The sequence below is a fragment of the Moorena sp. SIO3I6 genome (assembly GCF_010672095.1).
Genome location: NZ_JAAHHU010000005.1, coordinates 12,247 through 26,957, shown reverse-complemented (window position 1 = coordinate 26,957; position 14,711 = coordinate 12,247). Strand labels below are relative to the sequence as shown.

The following is a 14,711-nucleotide window of genomic DNA, read 5'->3' as shown; positions in this document are numbered from 1 at the left end:
CCAGTTTATCACTTCCTCTAGGTATCAGTGTAGGAATTGTGATAATTTTTGATGCCATATTCCCTGCTCCCTACTCCCTACTCCCTGCTCCCTACTCCCTGCTCCGCTGTTCCCTTTGCTATAACAATTTCAAACTGTAACTGATGGCTGTCTATAAAATCATGGGTAAAATGATCGACGACATTGGTATCAGCAAGTTCCAAATTGTAGAAATCTATAAATTCTTGGTCAAAATAGGGACCAGCATGCCAAGTTCCTACTTCTAATTTAATAAAGCAGTTACCTGGAATCCGAAAAGCGGCGATATCCTCTAAAACTGGTTGGTCATCCTGAGTGGGAGGAGCTACAGCCATGAACCAGTCTTTCCCTTCTAGAGAACCGAGACACTGAGTACATTGGACGTGGCGAGTAATTTTATCAAACTTACGACCTTTGTGGTGTAGCCGCATGATATAAAACCGGGATGTCCCATTGTCGAGGTTTAACTGAGCATCATCTTGATCATAGGGTTTGCCATCTTCACTGGCAAAGATGACTTGACCGTAGGGCTGAAAGTTCTCTGATGTCACCCATTCCGCGTGTAGTTTTTGAATCGTCTTGACTTTACTCATCCTTAGGCTCCGGCGTCAGTAGTTAAGAATTAACAGCTTATTGATTTTAGCTTGTCCAGGTGCCTTGCTGTTACTCTGGCCACTAGTCTTTACTCTTCCTCTATGATATCCTTTATAGGTAATTTAAAAAAATCATCAGTTTCATCTTTATGGTTAGGGTTGGCGTCCATTATTTATATTATAGTCGATTAATCTATCTCTATTAATCTCTAACTATAAAAATAGTATTGGATATAATATTTAATCAAGCCACTAATCTGACTTAATAAAAAAGGTTAAAATACCTTTATTTTCCCATTCAAAATGCCCTAACTATTAAGGTTAATTTATGACTTTTATTGGCTCAAACCAAGACAACGTGCTCTATCGCTTCTGGAAACTGGCGATCATCAATATTCTGTCTAATCTGACGGTACCCCTTGCGGGTTTAATCAGCGTGGCTTTCTTAGGTCATTTAGATCAAATCCGCCACTTAGCTGGAGTCGTTATCGCCACTATCCTGTTTAACTTCATCTACAAAAGTTTGGGGTTTTTACGGATGGGAACTACTGGAGTAACCGCTCAAGCCGTCGGACGAAATGACCGAGATGCTATGTTACTGGTGGGACTTCGTAATGGCTTAATTGCTCTGATTTTAGGTGTAGTTATCTTAAGTTTACAGTATCCTATTAGAGAGCTGGGATTTGCTCTGTTAAGTGCTACACCAGATGTCAAATTTTCCGGTATTGCCTATTTTAACGCTCGGATTTGGGGAGCTCCGGCAACATTACTCAATTTTGTAGTCATTGGTTGGTTTCTCGGTAGAGAAATGAGTGGTAAGGTTTTGCTGTTGTCCATTATCGGTAACTGCGCTAATATAGTTTGCGATTACTTAACTATTATTCGGTGGGGTTGGGAAAGCACTGGCGCTGGATTATCTGTAGCAGTTAGTCAATACGTGATGGTTTTAGTGGGCATAGTTTTAGTTAGCCAAGAAATCCAGTGGCAACAGCTAATATCAGTAGCAAAACGAATTTGGAACTTGTCAGAAATAAAAGCTAGTTTTACCCTAAATAGCAATCTTTTTATTAGAACCTTAGCGATTATTTTTACCTTGTCTATTTTTACCAATATGAGCTCAGCTTTGGGTACCACAATCTTGGCGGAAAATGCTTTAATATTAGAGGTGTTCATGCTGGCTGCTTATTTTATTGATGGATTGGCATTTGCTACTGAAACTCTGACGGGTAATTTACAAGGTAAGGGAGCAAAAGAGCAGTTATTCCCTTTATTGAGAATGGCTGGAGGAAGCTGTTTGCTATTAGGAATTAACCTTGCTTTCCTGTTTATGCTGTTTCCCCAGACACTCTTTGGGCTGTTAACAAACCACACTGAGGTGATCGAATCTATTACTGTCTATGTTCCTTGGTTACTCCTGGTGTTAGGGTTTGGTTCCATTGCGTTTATGCTGGATGGTTATTTTCTGGGCTTAGCCGCAGGACAGACCTTACGTAATTCTACCGTAATCGCCTTGGTGGTGGGATTTGCCCCTATGGCTGTGGCGTCTTGGCAGTTTCAAAGTGTTCATCTTCTTTGGTTAGCGTTATCTTTGTTTATGGCAGGCAGAGCGATATTACTGGGCGTAAAGTTACCAAGCACCTTGAAGTGAAATATAGGGTTTGTATTTGAGATGTAAACCTATAGCAATTATCATAGCTATGAGGTAAAATTTTATGGATTTTAGGGAACAGGGAACAGGGAACAGGGAATAGCGATCCGCTGTATCAAGATAGGAAATCAACGTCAAAGATCTATATTATAACTGCGAGAAACGCTATAAAAGTTTCTCATAGTAATGAGATACACAGAATTTTTTCCCTACTCCCTACTCCCTACTCCCTACTCCCTACTCCCTACTCCCTACTCCCTACTCCCTACTCCCTAAAACCTGTGATGGAATAAGCAAACCTATGGCAAGAATTTAAAGAAGTATGAAGTATCAAGGATTAATTGTAAAGGATGAAGTATCAAGGATTAAGTATGAAGCATGAACTATCAAGATAGAGGGAATTGTAGATGGCTCGTCAACGTTGGGCTTCAAGAACAGTATTTCTCCTCGCAGCAGTAGGTTCTGCAGTTGGCTTAGGGAATGTGTGGCGCTTTCCCTACCTAGCTGGGAAATACGGTGGGGGAGCATTTCTAGTCCCTTACCTGATCGCTTTAGTCCTAATCGGGGTTCCACTGTTGATGCTGGAATTTGCGGTAGGACAAAAAATGCAACGGGGAGCCATAGGCTCATTTCGGAAATTACACCCCAATTTCGGCAGTCTCGGTCTGTTTGCCCTGATGTCAGCCTTTATCATTGTCTCCTATTATGCAGTTGTGATGGGCTGGAGCTTGATTTACTTTCTGGCATCCTTTGGGGTCAAGTGGTCGAGGGATGCTAAAAGCTACTTCTTTGATAGTGTTCTGCAAATCAGCGATGGGGTCAATGTATTAGGTGGTATCAACTGGCCAATCTTATGGTCCCTAGTTGTAGTCTGGGTCTTGATTTATTTCTGTGTTTGGAAAGGCACGACCAGTGTGGGCAAAGTCGTTGTCTACAGCGTGCCACTTCCAATTATTTTACTGGGAGTATTGCTATTACGAGCGGTAACTTTACCAGGTTTCTTCAATGGCTGGAGACTCTATCTTACTCCGGTTTGGAGTGCATTAGTTGACCCCGAAGTTTGGACAGCTGCATTCTCACAGATTTTCTTTACCTTATCTCTGGGATTTGGAATTATGGTGACTTATGCTAGCTACAAAAACTCAGAGGATGACATTGCTAAAGATACGTGGTTAACTGCCTTGATCAACAGTGGTATCAGCTTATTTGCCGGTTTTGTGGTGTTCGGAATCTTAGGATATATGGCTGGAGAAACTAACACCCCCTTGGCAGAGCTGGCTGCTTCTGGTCCTGGTCTAGCGTTTGTGGTTTTTCCGGAAGCTTTAAGCTTAATGCCCTTGCCTTGGCTGTTCAGTCTGCTGTTTTTTGTGATGCTGCTTTCCCTAGGCATCGACAGCGCTTTTTCCCTAGTAGAAGCTTTGAATGCGACTATCCTCGACAAACAACAACAGGGAAATGTTGCTAAGGTTTCAATTGGGGTTTGTCTAGGGGGATTTATTGCTGGAATTATTTACACTACCAGAGCTGGACTATACATTTTAGATATCGTAGATCATTTTGTGACTAACTATAACTTGATGTTGGTAGCTATTTTCCAATCTATCCTAGTGGGATGGCTGTATGGTGCGGAAAAACTACGACGATACATCAACCAAGTTAGTGATTGGAAGGTTGGGAAATGGTGGAATTTTTCTATAAAATACCTGATTCCTATGGCTTTAGTCGCTTTGCTAGCAACCCAGTTTTCAAAAGATATTAGGACTCCCTATGAAGGATACCCAGCCTGGGCTTTAGGAATTGGCTGGGCAATCGTGTTTTTGCCATTACTTATTTTCCTGTCTTTGCTGGTCACAGACAAAACATTGATCAATGGGAGAACAGATTAGTTTTAATGATTAGTTTGTAAGCCGTCAGCCGTCAGCTGTCAGCTGTCAGCTGTCAGCTTAAAATAATATCAAGTCCGCTTGAATACCCATCATAAAAGTATGGGGAGGGTGGGGCGTGTGGGGAGATGGGGAGATGGGGAGATGGGGAGATGGGGAGATGGGGAGATGGGGGAGATTTTTATAAAGCGATGCAGCGCGGTCTTGGGGGTTTCCCCCATGAGCGACTGCATCAAGACAGGGTAATTATCCTGACATGATATAAACATCAATATTGATAGATTAATGAGAATGCAATCAATTTGACAATCAATTTGACAATCAACGGCGACTCACCAGCACAAACCCCCGTGTCTTTTTAGATTCTGAATCCTTAGTCGCCATTGCTTGCCACAATTCTTCAGCCTTGACCCAGACCGGAGGATATTTGTAACGAGAGACATCTAGGATCAGAAAACGGTCTGCTTCTTGGTTGTAGGCAGCTAAAGGAGAAATATGTCCCCCAGTTTTCTGAGCAATGGCTTTGCGTAAGTAATTGACTAAGACAAAATTTCCCCCTTCTTGCAAATTCTTTACCACTATGTTGCGAAACTGATCCAGGGTCAAATCACCACCATGGTAAACCTCTGCTTTAACTGGATAAGTTTCCAATAATCCTGCTAATTGTTCCAAAGTCATGCCCCGACGAGCAATCACCTCAGCCATCCGCACTTGCTCAGTTTTGGCATTAAAAACATTCTTCTGGGTGAAGCGGTTAGTCCTAAATTCCGGTGCCTCTGGAGCTTGAATTGATAAAGCATTTAGCACCATGACCATACTAGCTACTCCACACTAGCTACTCCACAGTAAGCCAGGTTTTCCTGAGTGACAAACTGAATACTTAGGGGCAAATAGTCTTCTCGGGCTTGGCTTGCCATCAGTAACCTTTCTCCGTGATCGGAATCGAGGTTAATCAGATTTTCGGTCAGTGGAATTGTCTGGGCTAAGCATCCTCCATTGATAAGGAAAAACCCAATTAGAGTAACTTGTAGGGGTATACGGAATAGTTTTAGGCTACTTTTTTGAGCATATTTTTTAGCATTGTTTTTATTAATCATATATACTATTTCTCAATTGGATGAGGGACTTTACTCGGGTGGTTTTAGGGAGTAGGGAGTAGGGAGTAGGGAGTAGGGATGGATCGCTTTTGTCAAAATACGACCATTGAAGGCTATTATCATCTCAGGATAATTACCATTAATATAATAAAAATTTCCCCCATTTCCCTATCTCCCTACCCGTGAAATTTTAGTCGGACGCAAGAAACAGCCCTGCTATCCTTATCCCCTCATCCCCTGATTAAGCCCAAATGCGTCCCCGACGGAAAGGGGGGTCATTGTCTGGCTTCTGGTCTTTAAACATAACCTTCCACCGTGCATAATCTTCTAGACCAGTAGCAAGTAACACTGATTTCTTTTCTTCATTAACCTCTGGTTGAACAGATGGAGAAGCAGCAGCAGGTTCTGCTTTTGGCTTGGCCTGGGTTTTTCTGCGACGACCGCGTCTGGGAGTTTTAGTTTCTTCTTCTGGCATAATTGTTTCTTATTGTTTCTTATGGTTTACGACATCTATTTAACCGTAAGCATTCAGCTATCAGCTATCAGCTATCAGCTATCAGCTATCAGCTATCAGCTATCAGCTATCAGCTATCAGCTATCAGCTATCAGCTATCAGCTATCAGCTATCAGCCTATGGGTCACAGGGTCGAAGCCTGTGCCACGGTACTGTTCGCGCAGCGTGAGCCAAAAGCTGACGGCTGAATGCTGACGCCTGAATGCTGACGGCTGAATGCTGACCCTTGACCTAGGGGCACCACTACATCAATACCATCCGCCCCAGCCAGAGGTTTTGAGTTGCTGATAACTAGGGTAAGCAAAGGGTGCTGGGTCATTGTAATTGGCACCATGGGTCAAGTCCATGCGAATAGTCACCAAGTCTTCGCCTCTACCATGAACCACATCCACTGCCCGATAGGGTTGAATCAGATCCGGTCTTTTGACTGGTGCTACTTGTTTGGGTAATCTCATCAAACACTCCTTTTCTGGTCAGTAGTGCTATAATACGAAGATTATTGCTTAGGTAGCAAGTTATTTTTTATTTCCATTTGGGTTTTTCCTAAGTGTATGCTTTCCTCTCGGTGAAGATTATCTCCTGTGAGAGGTTGAAGCACTTTTTTTGGGATTTTTCAGGTTAATCAATAATTTAAGCTAGGCTCGACGGGGTGACAAGCAGCCTTGTGAGCCTTACTGGGAGTAGGGTGTGGGGTGTAGGGTGTAGGGTGTAGGGTGTAGGGTGTGGGGTGTGGGGTATAGAGAAGCGATGCAGCGCCGAGCTGAGGGGGTTTCTCCCATTAGGGACTGCATTGCTACTGCCATTAACCCAAGACGAGGTACCTCACCCAATTGAGAACTGCTATAGCGTTTGTATTTGAGTTGTAAACACACGTATTGCCAGAGAAGGCAAAATTCAAGAGGCAAAAGGCAAGAGGAGAAAGAGATTCGGAGTTTTCTTGGACAATAAAAAAAGACATCATAGGTTTACATTTCATTTATAAAGGCAATAAATGAATAAATGTGAAAGCCCTGCTTAACTTAAATTTCATAAAACTTGAGTGATACTTCATCAAAGCTTCACCTACATTGGCCGGATTGGTAGTTAGGATATCTGAGGTTGCAAATATTATCCTAAATATCTGATTGGTAATTTGGGTTGAGAGTGTAATCAGTAAAACCCTGATTATCGAATGCTTGGTTCTGTTGGCAAATTGTCACGATTAGTAGGTGGATGGCAGCCACCTACTAATAATAATGTGCAGGATGCTTACAGTAATCAACGGGATTTTAGAGGACTGCTGAGACTAGTAGCAATTTCACCAGTGGCTACTGTTACAAACCAACACATCATAAAGGGGCATTTTAGCATGTTTGATATCAAAGATGCCAGGATAAACGAACTCGATAAGTCGTTGAACTTTGGGGAAACTGAGGTACACAATGCTTTGGGAAGTCACTCCAAAACCTCTAGCACTATTGTCTTTATTGACTCAGGGGTTGATGATTATCAGAGTTTAGTTAATGGTACGGTACCGGAAGCTGAGGTAATTGTCCTGGACTCTACACAGGATGGCGTTGAACAAATTACCAAGGCTCTGCAACGACGCACTGATATTACTGCTATTCACATCGTTTCTCACGGTTCACCGGGGTGTTTGTATTTAGGAAATAGCCAACTTAGTCTAGATACTCTAAATCATTACACCCCTCAATTAAAAACTTGGTCAACCACTGATTCACCCACTCCTATTCTCCTCTACGGCTGCAATGTTGCTACTGGAGATGCTGGTACAGAATTTTTGGAACGACTGCACCAAATAACTGGTACTGAGATTGCTGCTTCTGGGAACCGCACGGGTAATGCTGCCTTGGGTGGTGATTGGAATCTAGAATGTTGTACGGGTCAGATTGGTGTAGATTCAGCATTTTTGCCGGAATTGATGCAGGTATATCAAGGAGTTTTTGTTGTTTCCTTTAGCAACGCTAACAACTTTGCAGTAGGAAATAGTCCTGTTTCCATCGCCACCGGAGACTTTGACCATGATGGTGATTTGGACTTGGTAACAGCGAACTTGAACTCTGATAACGTCTCGGTGCTGTTAAATAATGGCGCAGGAAGCTATACCTTAAGTGGGAACTTTGCCGTGGGACGAAATCCCGTTGACGTTGCGGTGGGAGACTTCAACAAGGATGGTAATCTGGATTTGGTGACGGCAGACTCCGGTACTCCTTTTGAATCCTCTACTGATAACACTGTCTCAGTTTTGCTAGGAAATGGAAATGGCAGCTTTGGTTCTGCCACCCAAGTCAACCAAGGAGATATTCCTCAATCAGTGGCCGTGGGGGACTTCGACCGCGATCTAAATTTGGATATAGCGGTGGGAAGATTTTCCGGTATAGTCTCGGTGTTGTTCGGAAATGGGATGGGGAGCTTTCCACTTACTAGGGATTTTACGACTGGGGTTGCTGGCTTTTCTACCTCTGTGGGGGACTTCAACAAGGATGGTTACCTGGATATAGTGACAGGGCCTCAAGGTAACCAAGTCTCGCTGCTGTTAGGAACCGGGACAAGAACCTTTCAGCCTAGTATATTGATTCCAACAGGTGTGGATTTTGCTGCTCCTGATGCTGTGGGAGACTTCGACAAAGATGGCAATCTAGACTTAGTGATAGGAAGTGGTTCCGGTGCTGAGAACGAAATCGCGGTGCTGTTGGGGAATGGAAATGGTACCTTTGGTTCTCCCATACCATTTACAACAGGTTTTGGTTCTGAAGTCGCCGTGGGGGACTTCAATGGTGATCACAACTTGGACATTGCAGCAGCAAGTGTTATAGATCCCTTAGTCTCACTAGATGGTAACGTCTCACTGCTATTAGGGAATGGTGCAGGAGACTTTACCCCTTCTGGTCAGTTTGATGTGGGCAGTAATCCCTCTTCCATCACCGTAGGGGATTTCAACAGTGATGGTAAACCAGACATTGCGACGGCCAACTCTGGCTCCGACAACGTCTCAGTACTGCTCAACACTACCTCTTTCTCAAGTTCCATTGTCGCAACCCCCAACGACGATAATCTGACCCTGACCCCAAAGAATGATATCATCAATCTGTTGACCGGTCAAGATATTGCCGAAGGTCTAGCAGGTGATGATTTTATTGACGGTGACGGCGGTGACGATAAGTTATTTGGAGACGAGGGTAATGACACCCTGTTAGGCGGCAGTGGTCAGGATGAACTGTACGGTGGTAGTGGTGATGACAGCCTTAAGGGCGGTGATGGTGACGATAACTTATTTGGAGAGGCTGGCAATGACACCCTCTTAGGCGGTCAAGGTCAAGATCAACTCTTTGGCGGTAGCGGTGACGACCTCCTCAATGGTGGTCAAGGAGATAACATCCTGACTGGTGGCGCTGGAGAAGACATGTTTGTCTTGTCCACAGCAGGCAAGAACACCATTGCTGACTTTGAAGATGGTGTAGATTTGTTGAAATTAGAGGGAGGTCTAACCTTTGGGTCACTTTCTATCTTGGAACAAAATGGTGACACCTGGATCACAACTCAAAATAATCAACCGTTAGCTTTCTTGACTGATGTGAGCGCCAATATGATTACGGTTAAGGATTTTGTTGTTTGTTAATCTAGCGTAAGTTATCAGCTATCAGCTATCAGCTATCAGCTATCAGCTATCAGCTATCAGCTATCAGCTAATGGGTGGCACAGGCTTCTAGCCTGTGCCACGGTACTTGATGTGCTTATGGGCATAGGATAAGCTACACCAAACAGCTTTTGAATAAGCGACTGGACAAGACAACAGGTAAGCAAAAGTTTAATCTGAGTTACGGAATGCTGACAGCTGACAGCTGACCGCTGAATGCTGACATATCAACCATGATCAAAAAAACTGCAAATACGCTCTTTCCCAGAATAAACATTAAACCGTTTTCCCCGCAGAAATCCCACTAGAGTAATCCCAAACTCTCTGGCTAGGGTTACCGCTAGACTGCTGGGAGCAGATACTGCGCAAACAATTGGTACCCTAGCCATCAGACATTTCTGTAAAATCTCAAAACTAGAGCGCCCACTGACCATGACAATGCGATCGCTTAAGGGCAGTTGATTAGTTAATAACGCTGAACCCACCAATTTATCCACAGCATTGTGACGTCCTACATCCTCTTGTAAACAGAGTAACTCTCCTTGGGAATTAAACAACCCAGCAGCATGGATTCCCCCAGTTGTGGAAAACACTGATTGAGCTGAACGCAGCTGTTCCGAGAGGCTGTAAATCACCTCAGTGCTAACTTCCATAGCATCAGACATCACTGGACACCCTCGCAACCGTAGTGCCTCAAGACTAGCTTTTCCACAAATTCCACAGGCGCTGGTGGTAAAAAAGTGGCGTTCCAGGGGCTGCAAATCTGGAGTAAGTTCTTCCCTCAGAGCCACATTCACAATGTTATAGCGCTGCTCACCATCTCGATTAGAATCCACACAGTAGCTAATCCGTTGAATATCATCCCGATCTTTCACAATTCCTTCACTATAGAGGAACCCTGCTGCTAGTTCAAAATCTGCCCCTGGGGTGCGCATCGTCACCGCAACGGTTTTCTGGGGGGAGGTCAGGCGAATTTCCAAGGGTTCTTCTGTTGCCAGTTGATCTAAACGCGATCGCACTTGGCTGTTGTCCACTACCCAGACTTGGGATTTAGTTTTGCTACGGTGCTGATTCATACTTGATGTAGTTTTCAATTGGTTGAGGTACTTTAGTCTTGGGTTTTAGGGAGTAGGGAGTAGGGAGTAGGGAGTAGGGAGTAGGGAGTAGGGAGTAGAACTGCATCGTTATGCCCTATTCTTTAACATTAAAAATTTAGCTCACCTATTTTATAAAAACTATAGATTTATATAACTTTTTATGGTATTCCTAAATTAAGCGATCGCTCTGCTATCAACAAACACAAAAATTCCTAGCAACCAACCCTTTAACCATCAGTTTTATTGACACCAATAAACCGTTATATTCCCTCCAACATTTCATCCTAAGCATTTCCTTAAATTAAGTTATTTATTATATAGTAATCCCTAGAGTAATTGTGATAATTTTTGTTCCCTGTTCCCTATTCCCTATTCCCTATTCCCTATTCCCTATTCCCTGCTCCCTGCTCCCTGCTCCCTAAAATCCAGAAATTGTTTACCTAATAGCTATGATAATTGCTATAAGTTTATGGTAACGTAATCAAGTCCCCAGATTTTAACGTTACTCCAAACTCATGCTGCGTCAACCCAAAAAACGCTGGACTCCTTCCCACTGGGCAAACTGGAAACCATTCGGTATTGGTGAACAATACCCGAACAATTATTGGGAAGTCTTCAGAGCAGCTTGGGAAAACCGAGACCAGTTATCCTATGCTTGGGATATCTTAAATCAGGGAGTGTGCGACGGTTGCGCCCTTGGCACTACTGGTATGAAAGACTGGACTCTTGATGGCGTCCATGTCTGTAATGTCCGGCTGCGGCTGTTGCGGATGAATACCATGGCAGCATTTGACCCCGAAATCTTAGCAGATGTCTCTCAGCTTCAGAGGAAAAAAAGTATCCAACTGCGGGATTTAGGACGGCTTGCTTACCCCATGATGCGGCAACGAGGGGAGCAAGGATTTCGTCGAATTAGTTGGGATAAAGCACTGGAATTAATCAGTGATTCCCTAAGGAATAGTTTACCTTCACCCATTGATAGCAGCACTAACCGATTCAGCGTTTATCTCACCAGTAGAGGTACAGTAAATGAAACCTACTACGCTGCCCAAAAAGCAGTGCGGGCAATCGGAACTAATAATATAGATAATGCTGCTCGCATCTGCCATTCTCCGAGTACTGCTGGACTTAAAGCAGGATTAGGGGTAGCAGCTACTACTTGTTCTTATCAAGATTGGATTGGCACAGATTTATTAGTATTCATTGGCTCTAACGTTGCCAACAATCAACCAGTTACAGTTAAGTATCTCCACTGGGCTAAGAAGGCTGGTACCAAAATTGTGGTAATTAACACTTACCAAGAACCAGGTATGGAACGCTATTGGGTGCCTTCGATTCCCGAAAGTGCCTTATTTGGTACTAAATTTGCCGAAGACTTCTTTTTAATCAACATGGGTGGGGATATGGCATTCCTCAATGGCACCCTCAAGGAGATGATTGCCAACCATTGGGTAGACTTATCCTTCATCAAAAATCATACGACTAATTTTGAGCAATTAAAAGCAACCCTAGCTAACCAATCCTGGGAAGAACTAGAACAGCTTTCCGGTACTTCCCGTGAACAGATGTACGCCTTTGCCAAGATGCTAGCTGAAGCTGATAAAGCTGTGTTTGTCTGGAGCATGGGTATTACCCAACATCAGTGTGGCGAAGATAATGTGCGAGCCATCATTAACGTAGCCTTAGCAAAAGGGTTTGTTGGTCGAGAAGGCTGTGGGTTAATGCCGATTCGGGGTCACTCTGGGGTGCAAGGAGGAGCAGAAATGGGATGCTATGCCACGGTTTTTCCTGGTGGCAAGCCCATTACTCCAGAAAATGCTGCTAAGCTCAGCCAACAATGGCAGTTTGAAGTACCCACCACCAAAGGATTAACAGCAGCGGAAATGATTGATGCTGCCCATTCAGGGGAGTTGGATATAGTATTTTCCGTCGGAGGCAATTTCCTGGAGGTGTTGCCAGAACCGGATTATATCAAAGAGGCACTACAGCGAATCCCTCTGAGAGTCCATATGGATATTGTCCTCTCCAGTCAAATGTTAGTAGAACCTGGAGAAACCGTACTCTTGTTACCCGCCACGACTCGCTACGAAATTCCAGGGGGAGTCACTGAAACCAGTACCGAGAGAAGGGTGATTTTCAGTCCAGAAATTCCTGGCCCTCGGATTGGGGAAGCCCGTCCGGAGTGGGAAGTCTTTATGGAGCTAGCACGGCGAGTGCGTCCCGATTTGGCAGATAAATTACAGTTTGATAGCACAGCCGCGATTCGGGCAGAAATTGCCCAGGTTATCCCCCAGTATGCTGGTATCCAACATCTTAAGGAAGCCGGTGATCAGTTCCAGTATGGGGGTGCCCATCTTTGCTTTGGCTGGAATTTCCCCACACCGGATGGGTTAGCCCATTTTTCCCCCTTATCTCCACCGAAGCTAGAACTGCCAGAAGGTCATTTCTTGGTAGCCACCAGGCGAGGTAAACAATTTAACAGCATGGTGCAAGAACAGAAAGATGCCATTACTGGGGCAAGGCGAAAGGCCGTGCTGATGAGTCGGGTGGATGCTAAAAAACTGAGATTAAACCATGGCGATGCCGTAATCCTGAGGAATCAACAGGGTCAATTCCAAGGAAACATCCATATCGCACCGATTACACCAGGAAATTTACAGGTACATTGGCCTGAAGGAAATGTGCTATTGGATAAACGCAAGCGATCGCCTGAAGTGGATATTCCAGACTACAATGCTTTGGTTAGACTGGAAAAGGTGTGACGATCAGAACTTGTGTGAACAGATAGTATCGAGTTCGGTTAATTACTTTGTATTCAGGTAATTTGTAATTTATACTTTTTAAGTTACAAGTTACAAGTTACAAGTTACAGGTGACAAGTTACAAGTTATAAGTTTTATAGGGCACCTCAATGAATTGTAATAATTGTTGTTCCCTACTCCCTACTCCCTACTCCCTACTCCCTACTCCCTACTCCCTACTCCCTACTCCCTACTCCCTACTCCCTGTTCCCTCAGACCTGAGATTAGGCATCATTAGTCAGCAACATATCGCCATCCTTGAGGTTCATATTCCCGTTGAATTCGCACCATCCAGCTACCTTGTGGAAGCTCTATGGGCTGATGCTCTTCGTGAGTTAAGGTTGCTGTTTCTGAGAGAACTTGTAGATAAAGGATGCCATTTTTTTCGTATAACTGAGCAACACCATCACTGATGCGATGGGAATGTCCAGTTACCTCTCCTTCTGCTAGGGTTAGGTGAGGTAACTGTTGTCCATTGATTTGGTCTACAGGAAGTAAAATAACGTCGCCTTGTCGAATAGGTTGCATAGGTTCTTTGATTAGTTGTTAGTTTGATGAGTTGTTAGTTTGATTAATTGTTAGTTTGATTAATTGTTATCTAGTTATCGATTAGTTGGGAAAGGTCATATATCATGTCGGGATAATTACCCTTAATAAAAATCTCCCCCATCTCCCTATCTCCCTATCTCCCCAGACTTCCCACCCTCCCCTCGCTCTCTAGAAAGATGGGTATTCAACCTGACTTGATAATAAGGGTTCTTCTTCCCTTTACTATAGCATTTCTCCTAGTAATGATGTACAGTCAATTGGCTTATGCCTACTCCCTATTGCCTACTCCCTATTGCCTAAAACCTAGGACAAAGTACTTGATAAGTATGAAAAATTATAGGTTTTATAAACGAGTTGTGAAAATTCCGAAACCCAAAATCCTTGTGAGTACGGGTATCCTGCCCCCGTGAAATTTCACAACCTATTTAGAATTGCTATAGACAATCAAAACTCAAAAGTTGTTAATTAACAATAAACAATTAACGATTAACAATTAACGATTAACAATAAACAATTAACCGCTATATAATTAACCGCTATATAATTATTAAATTTTGTGATTTTTTTTATTAAACTTGATCTAAATTAATAATTTGTTACAATTTTAGGTATTTATAGTCTATATTAGAACTAATATGACACGCCAGCAATTGAAATCGAACCTGCCAACAAAAATTTGCCCTGTTTGTCAACGTTCCTTTACATGGCGCAAAAAATGGCAAGATTGTTGGGAGGAAGTCAAATATTGCTCAGAGCGCTGTCGCAGACGGAAATCTGGCGTGAAGCAGAGATGAGGTATCAAGGATAACCAGGGCTAGTTCCAAAGGTTTCGTCAGTGAACTTTTTGTGTTTTGTATATTTTCATACTTGACAC

The 14,711-nt window shown here is 43.4% G+C and carries 18 protein-coding genes; 8 read left to right on the top strand and 10 right to left on the bottom strand.

What is annotated here, in order from left to right; all coding sequences use genetic code 11:
- Positions 1–77: 77 nt before the first annotated feature.
- A complete protein-coding gene (locus tag F6K49_RS04010; RefSeq protein WP_075903997.1) occupies positions 78–611 on the bottom strand; it encodes an ureidoglycolate lyase in 534 nt (177 codons plus the stop codon).
- 328 nt (positions 612–939) lie between these two features.
- On the opposite strand from F6K49_RS04010, the gene gntT reads away from it, so the two are divergent.
- Positions 940–2,259 (top strand): guanitoxin biosynthesis MATE family efflux transporter GntT, encoded by a 1,320-nt coding sequence (gene gntT, locus F6K49_RS04005; protein WP_293094453.1) that lies wholly within the window; start codon positions 940–942, stop codon positions 2,257–2,259.
- Here gntT and F6K49_RS04000 read toward each other — a convergent pair.
- Entirely contained in the window at positions 2,239–2,397 is a 159-nt protein-coding gene (locus tag F6K49_RS04000; RefSeq protein WP_293094451.1) for a hypothetical protein, read from the bottom strand. The genes gntT and F6K49_RS04000 overlap by 21 nt on opposite strands.
- 269 nt (positions 2,398–2,666) lie before the next feature.
- On the opposite strand from F6K49_RS04000, the gene F6K49_RS03995 reads away from it, so the two are divergent.
- Both F6K49_RS03995 and F6K49_RS03990 read left to right on the top strand, forming a co-directional pair.
- On the top strand, positions 2,667–4,145 hold the full coding sequence (locus F6K49_RS03995) for a sodium-dependent transporter (RefSeq protein ID WP_293094448.1): 1,479 nt from the start codon (positions 2,667–2,669) through the stop codon (positions 4,143–4,145).
- Between the two features lie 125 nt (positions 4,146–4,270).
- Positions 4,271–4,402: a hypothetical protein gene (locus F6K49_RS03990; protein ID WP_293037553.1), complete on the top strand. Its 132-nt coding sequence runs from the start codon at positions 4,271–4,273 to the stop codon at positions 4,400–4,402.
- Positions 4,403–4,463: 61 nt separating this feature from the next.
- On the opposite strand, the gene F6K49_RS03985 is transcribed toward F6K49_RS03990, so the two are convergent.
- The 3 genes from F6K49_RS03985 to F6K49_RS03975 all read right to left on the bottom strand — a co-directional run bounded on the left by F6K49_RS03985 (position 4,464) and on the right by F6K49_RS03975 (position 5,714).
- On the bottom strand, positions 4,464–4,958 hold the full coding sequence (locus F6K49_RS03985) for a phytochelatin synthase family protein (protein WP_293094446.1): 495 nt from the start codon (positions 4,956–4,958) through the stop codon (positions 4,464–4,466).
- 5 nt (positions 4,959–4,963) lie between these two features.
- Positions 4,964–5,239 carry a phytochelatin synthase family protein gene (locus F6K49_RS03980; RefSeq protein WP_293094441.1) on the bottom strand — a complete coding sequence of 92 codons (276 nt, stop codon included), beginning with the start codon at positions 5,237–5,239 and terminating at the stop codon, positions 4,964–4,966.
- 241 nt (positions 5,240–5,480) lie between these two features.
- Positions 5,481–5,714 (bottom strand): cyanobactin biosynthesis PatC/TenC/TruC family protein, encoded by a 234-nt coding sequence (locus tag F6K49_RS03975; protein WP_293017980.1) that lies wholly within the window; start codon positions 5,712–5,714, stop codon positions 5,481–5,483.
- 2 nt (positions 5,715–5,716) lie between these two features.
- Here F6K49_RS03975 and F6K49_RS03970 point away from each other — a divergent pair, with 2 nt between their 5' ends.
- The gene (locus tag F6K49_RS03970; protein WP_293094436.1) at positions 5,717–5,941 is read left to right on the top strand and encodes a hypothetical protein; all 225 of its coding nucleotides are present in this window, start codon (positions 5,717–5,719) and stop codon (positions 5,939–5,941) included.
- Between the two features lie 60 nt (positions 5,942–6,001).
- Here the strand turns inward: F6K49_RS03970 and F6K49_RS03965 are convergent, their stop codons facing one another.
- Together F6K49_RS03965 and F6K49_RS03960 are read right to left on the bottom strand one after the other, a co-directional pair.
- Positions 6,002–6,208 carry a cyanobactin biosynthesis system PatB/AcyB/McaB family protein gene (locus F6K49_RS03965; protein ID WP_293017984.1) on the bottom strand — a complete coding sequence of 69 codons (207 nt, stop codon included), beginning with the start codon at positions 6,206–6,208 and terminating at the stop codon, positions 6,002–6,004.
- Between the two features lie 216 nt (positions 6,209–6,424).
- Positions 6,425–6,658, bottom strand: coding sequence for a hypothetical protein (locus F6K49_RS03960; protein WP_293094433.1), 234 nt, complete (start codon positions 6,656–6,658; stop codon positions 6,425–6,427).
- Positions 6,659–6,945: 287 nt separating this feature from the next.
- Here F6K49_RS03960 and F6K49_RS03955 point away from each other — a divergent pair, with 287 nt between their 5' ends.
- Positions 6,946–9,372 (top strand): DUF4347 domain-containing protein, encoded by a 2,427-nt coding sequence (locus F6K49_RS03955; protein WP_293094430.1) that lies wholly within the window; start codon positions 6,946–6,948, stop codon positions 9,370–9,372.
- Positions 9,373–9,617: 245 nt separating this feature from the next.
- Here the strand turns inward: F6K49_RS03955 and fdhD are convergent, their stop codons facing one another.
- Together fdhD and F6K49_RS03945 are read right to left on the bottom strand one after the other, a co-directional pair.
- Positions 9,618–10,466, bottom strand: a complete 849-nt coding sequence (gene fdhD, locus F6K49_RS03950) for a formate dehydrogenase accessory sulfurtransferase FdhD (RefSeq protein ID WP_293094427.1) — start codon at positions 10,464–10,466, stop codon at positions 9,618–9,620.
- A complete protein-coding gene (locus F6K49_RS03945; protein ID WP_293026377.1) occupies positions 10,450–10,572 on the bottom strand; it encodes a hypothetical protein in 123 nt (40 codons plus the stop codon). The genes fdhD and F6K49_RS03945 overlap by 17 nt, the downstream gene beginning before the upstream one ends.
- Positions 10,573–11,002: 430 nt before the next feature.
- Here F6K49_RS03945 and F6K49_RS03940 point away from each other — a divergent pair, with 430 nt between their 5' ends.
- Positions 11,003–13,249, top strand: a complete 2,247-nt coding sequence (locus F6K49_RS03940) for an FdhF/YdeP family oxidoreductase (protein WP_293094425.1) — start codon at positions 11,003–11,005, stop codon at positions 13,247–13,249.
- Between the two features lie 273 nt (positions 13,250–13,522).
- Here F6K49_RS03940 and F6K49_RS03935 read toward each other — a convergent pair whose 3' ends face one another.
- On the bottom strand, positions 13,523–13,816 hold the full coding sequence (locus F6K49_RS03935; RefSeq protein WP_293094422.1) for a hypothetical protein: 294 nt from the start codon (positions 13,814–13,816) through the stop codon (positions 13,523–13,525).
- A 263-nt stretch (positions 13,817–14,079) separates the two neighbouring features.
- On the opposite strand from F6K49_RS03935, the gene F6K49_RS03930 reads away from it, so the two are divergent.
- Both F6K49_RS03930 and F6K49_RS03925 read left to right on the top strand, forming a co-directional pair.
- Positions 14,080–14,247 carry a hypothetical protein gene (locus F6K49_RS03930; protein WP_293026369.1) on the top strand — a complete coding sequence of 56 codons (168 nt, stop codon included), beginning with the start codon at positions 14,080–14,082 and terminating at the stop codon, positions 14,245–14,247.
- A gap of 225 nt (positions 14,248–14,472) precedes the next feature.
- Positions 14,473–14,631, top strand: a complete 159-nt coding sequence (locus F6K49_RS03925) for a DUF2256 domain-containing protein (RefSeq protein ID WP_075904077.1) — start codon at positions 14,473–14,475, stop codon at positions 14,629–14,631.
- The last annotated feature ends 80 nt before the right edge of the window (positions 14,632–14,711 follow it).

Coding starts and splice junctions, on each gene's coding strand:
- F6K49_RS03935 (WP_293094422.1), bottom strand. CDS start 13,816: ATGCAACCTATTCGACAAGGCGACGTTATTTTACTTCCTGTAGACCAA.
- F6K49_RS03945 (WP_293026377.1), bottom strand. CDS start 10,572: ATGCAGTTCTACTCCCTACTCCCTACTCCCTACTCCCTACTCCCTACT.
- F6K49_RS03930 (WP_293026369.1), top strand. CDS start 14,080: ATGATGTACAGTCAATTGGCTTATGCCTACTCCCTATTGCCTACTCCC.
- F6K49_RS04010 (WP_075903997.1), bottom strand. CDS start 611: ATGAGTAAAGTCAAGACGATTCAAAAACTACACGCGGAATGGGTGACA.
- F6K49_RS03940 (WP_293094425.1), top strand. CDS start 11,003: ATGCTGCGTCAACCCAAAAAACGCTGGACTCCTTCCCACTGGGCAAAC.
- gntT (WP_293094453.1), top strand. CDS start 940: ATGACTTTTATTGGCTCAAACCAAGACAACGTGCTCTATCGCTTCTGG.
- fdhD (WP_293094427.1), bottom strand. CDS start 10,466: ATGAATCAGCACCGTAGCAAAACTAAATCCCAAGTCTGGGTAGTGGAC.
- F6K49_RS03985 (WP_293094446.1), bottom strand. CDS start 4,958: ATGGTCATGGTGCTAAATGCTTTATCAATTCAAGCTCCAGAGGCACCG.
- F6K49_RS03995 (WP_293094448.1), top strand. CDS start 2,667: ATGGCTCGTCAACGTTGGGCTTCAAGAACAGTATTTCTCCTCGCAGCA.
- F6K49_RS03980 (WP_293094441.1), bottom strand. CDS start 5,239: ATGATTAATAAAAACAATGCTAAAAAATATGCTCAAAAAAGTAGCCTA.
- F6K49_RS03975 (WP_293017980.1), bottom strand. CDS start 5,714: ATGCCAGAAGAAGAAACTAAAACTCCCAGACGCGGTCGTCGCAGAAAA.
- F6K49_RS03990 (WP_293037553.1), top strand. CDS start 4,271: ATGGGGAGATGGGGAGATGGGGAGATGGGGAGATGGGGAGATGGGGGA.
- F6K49_RS03965 (WP_293017984.1), bottom strand. CDS start 6,208: ATGAGATTACCCAAACAAGTAGCACCAGTCAAAAGACCGGATCTGATT.
- F6K49_RS03925 (WP_075904077.1), top strand. CDS start 14,473: ATGACACGCCAGCAATTGAAATCGAACCTGCCAACAAAAATTTGCCCT.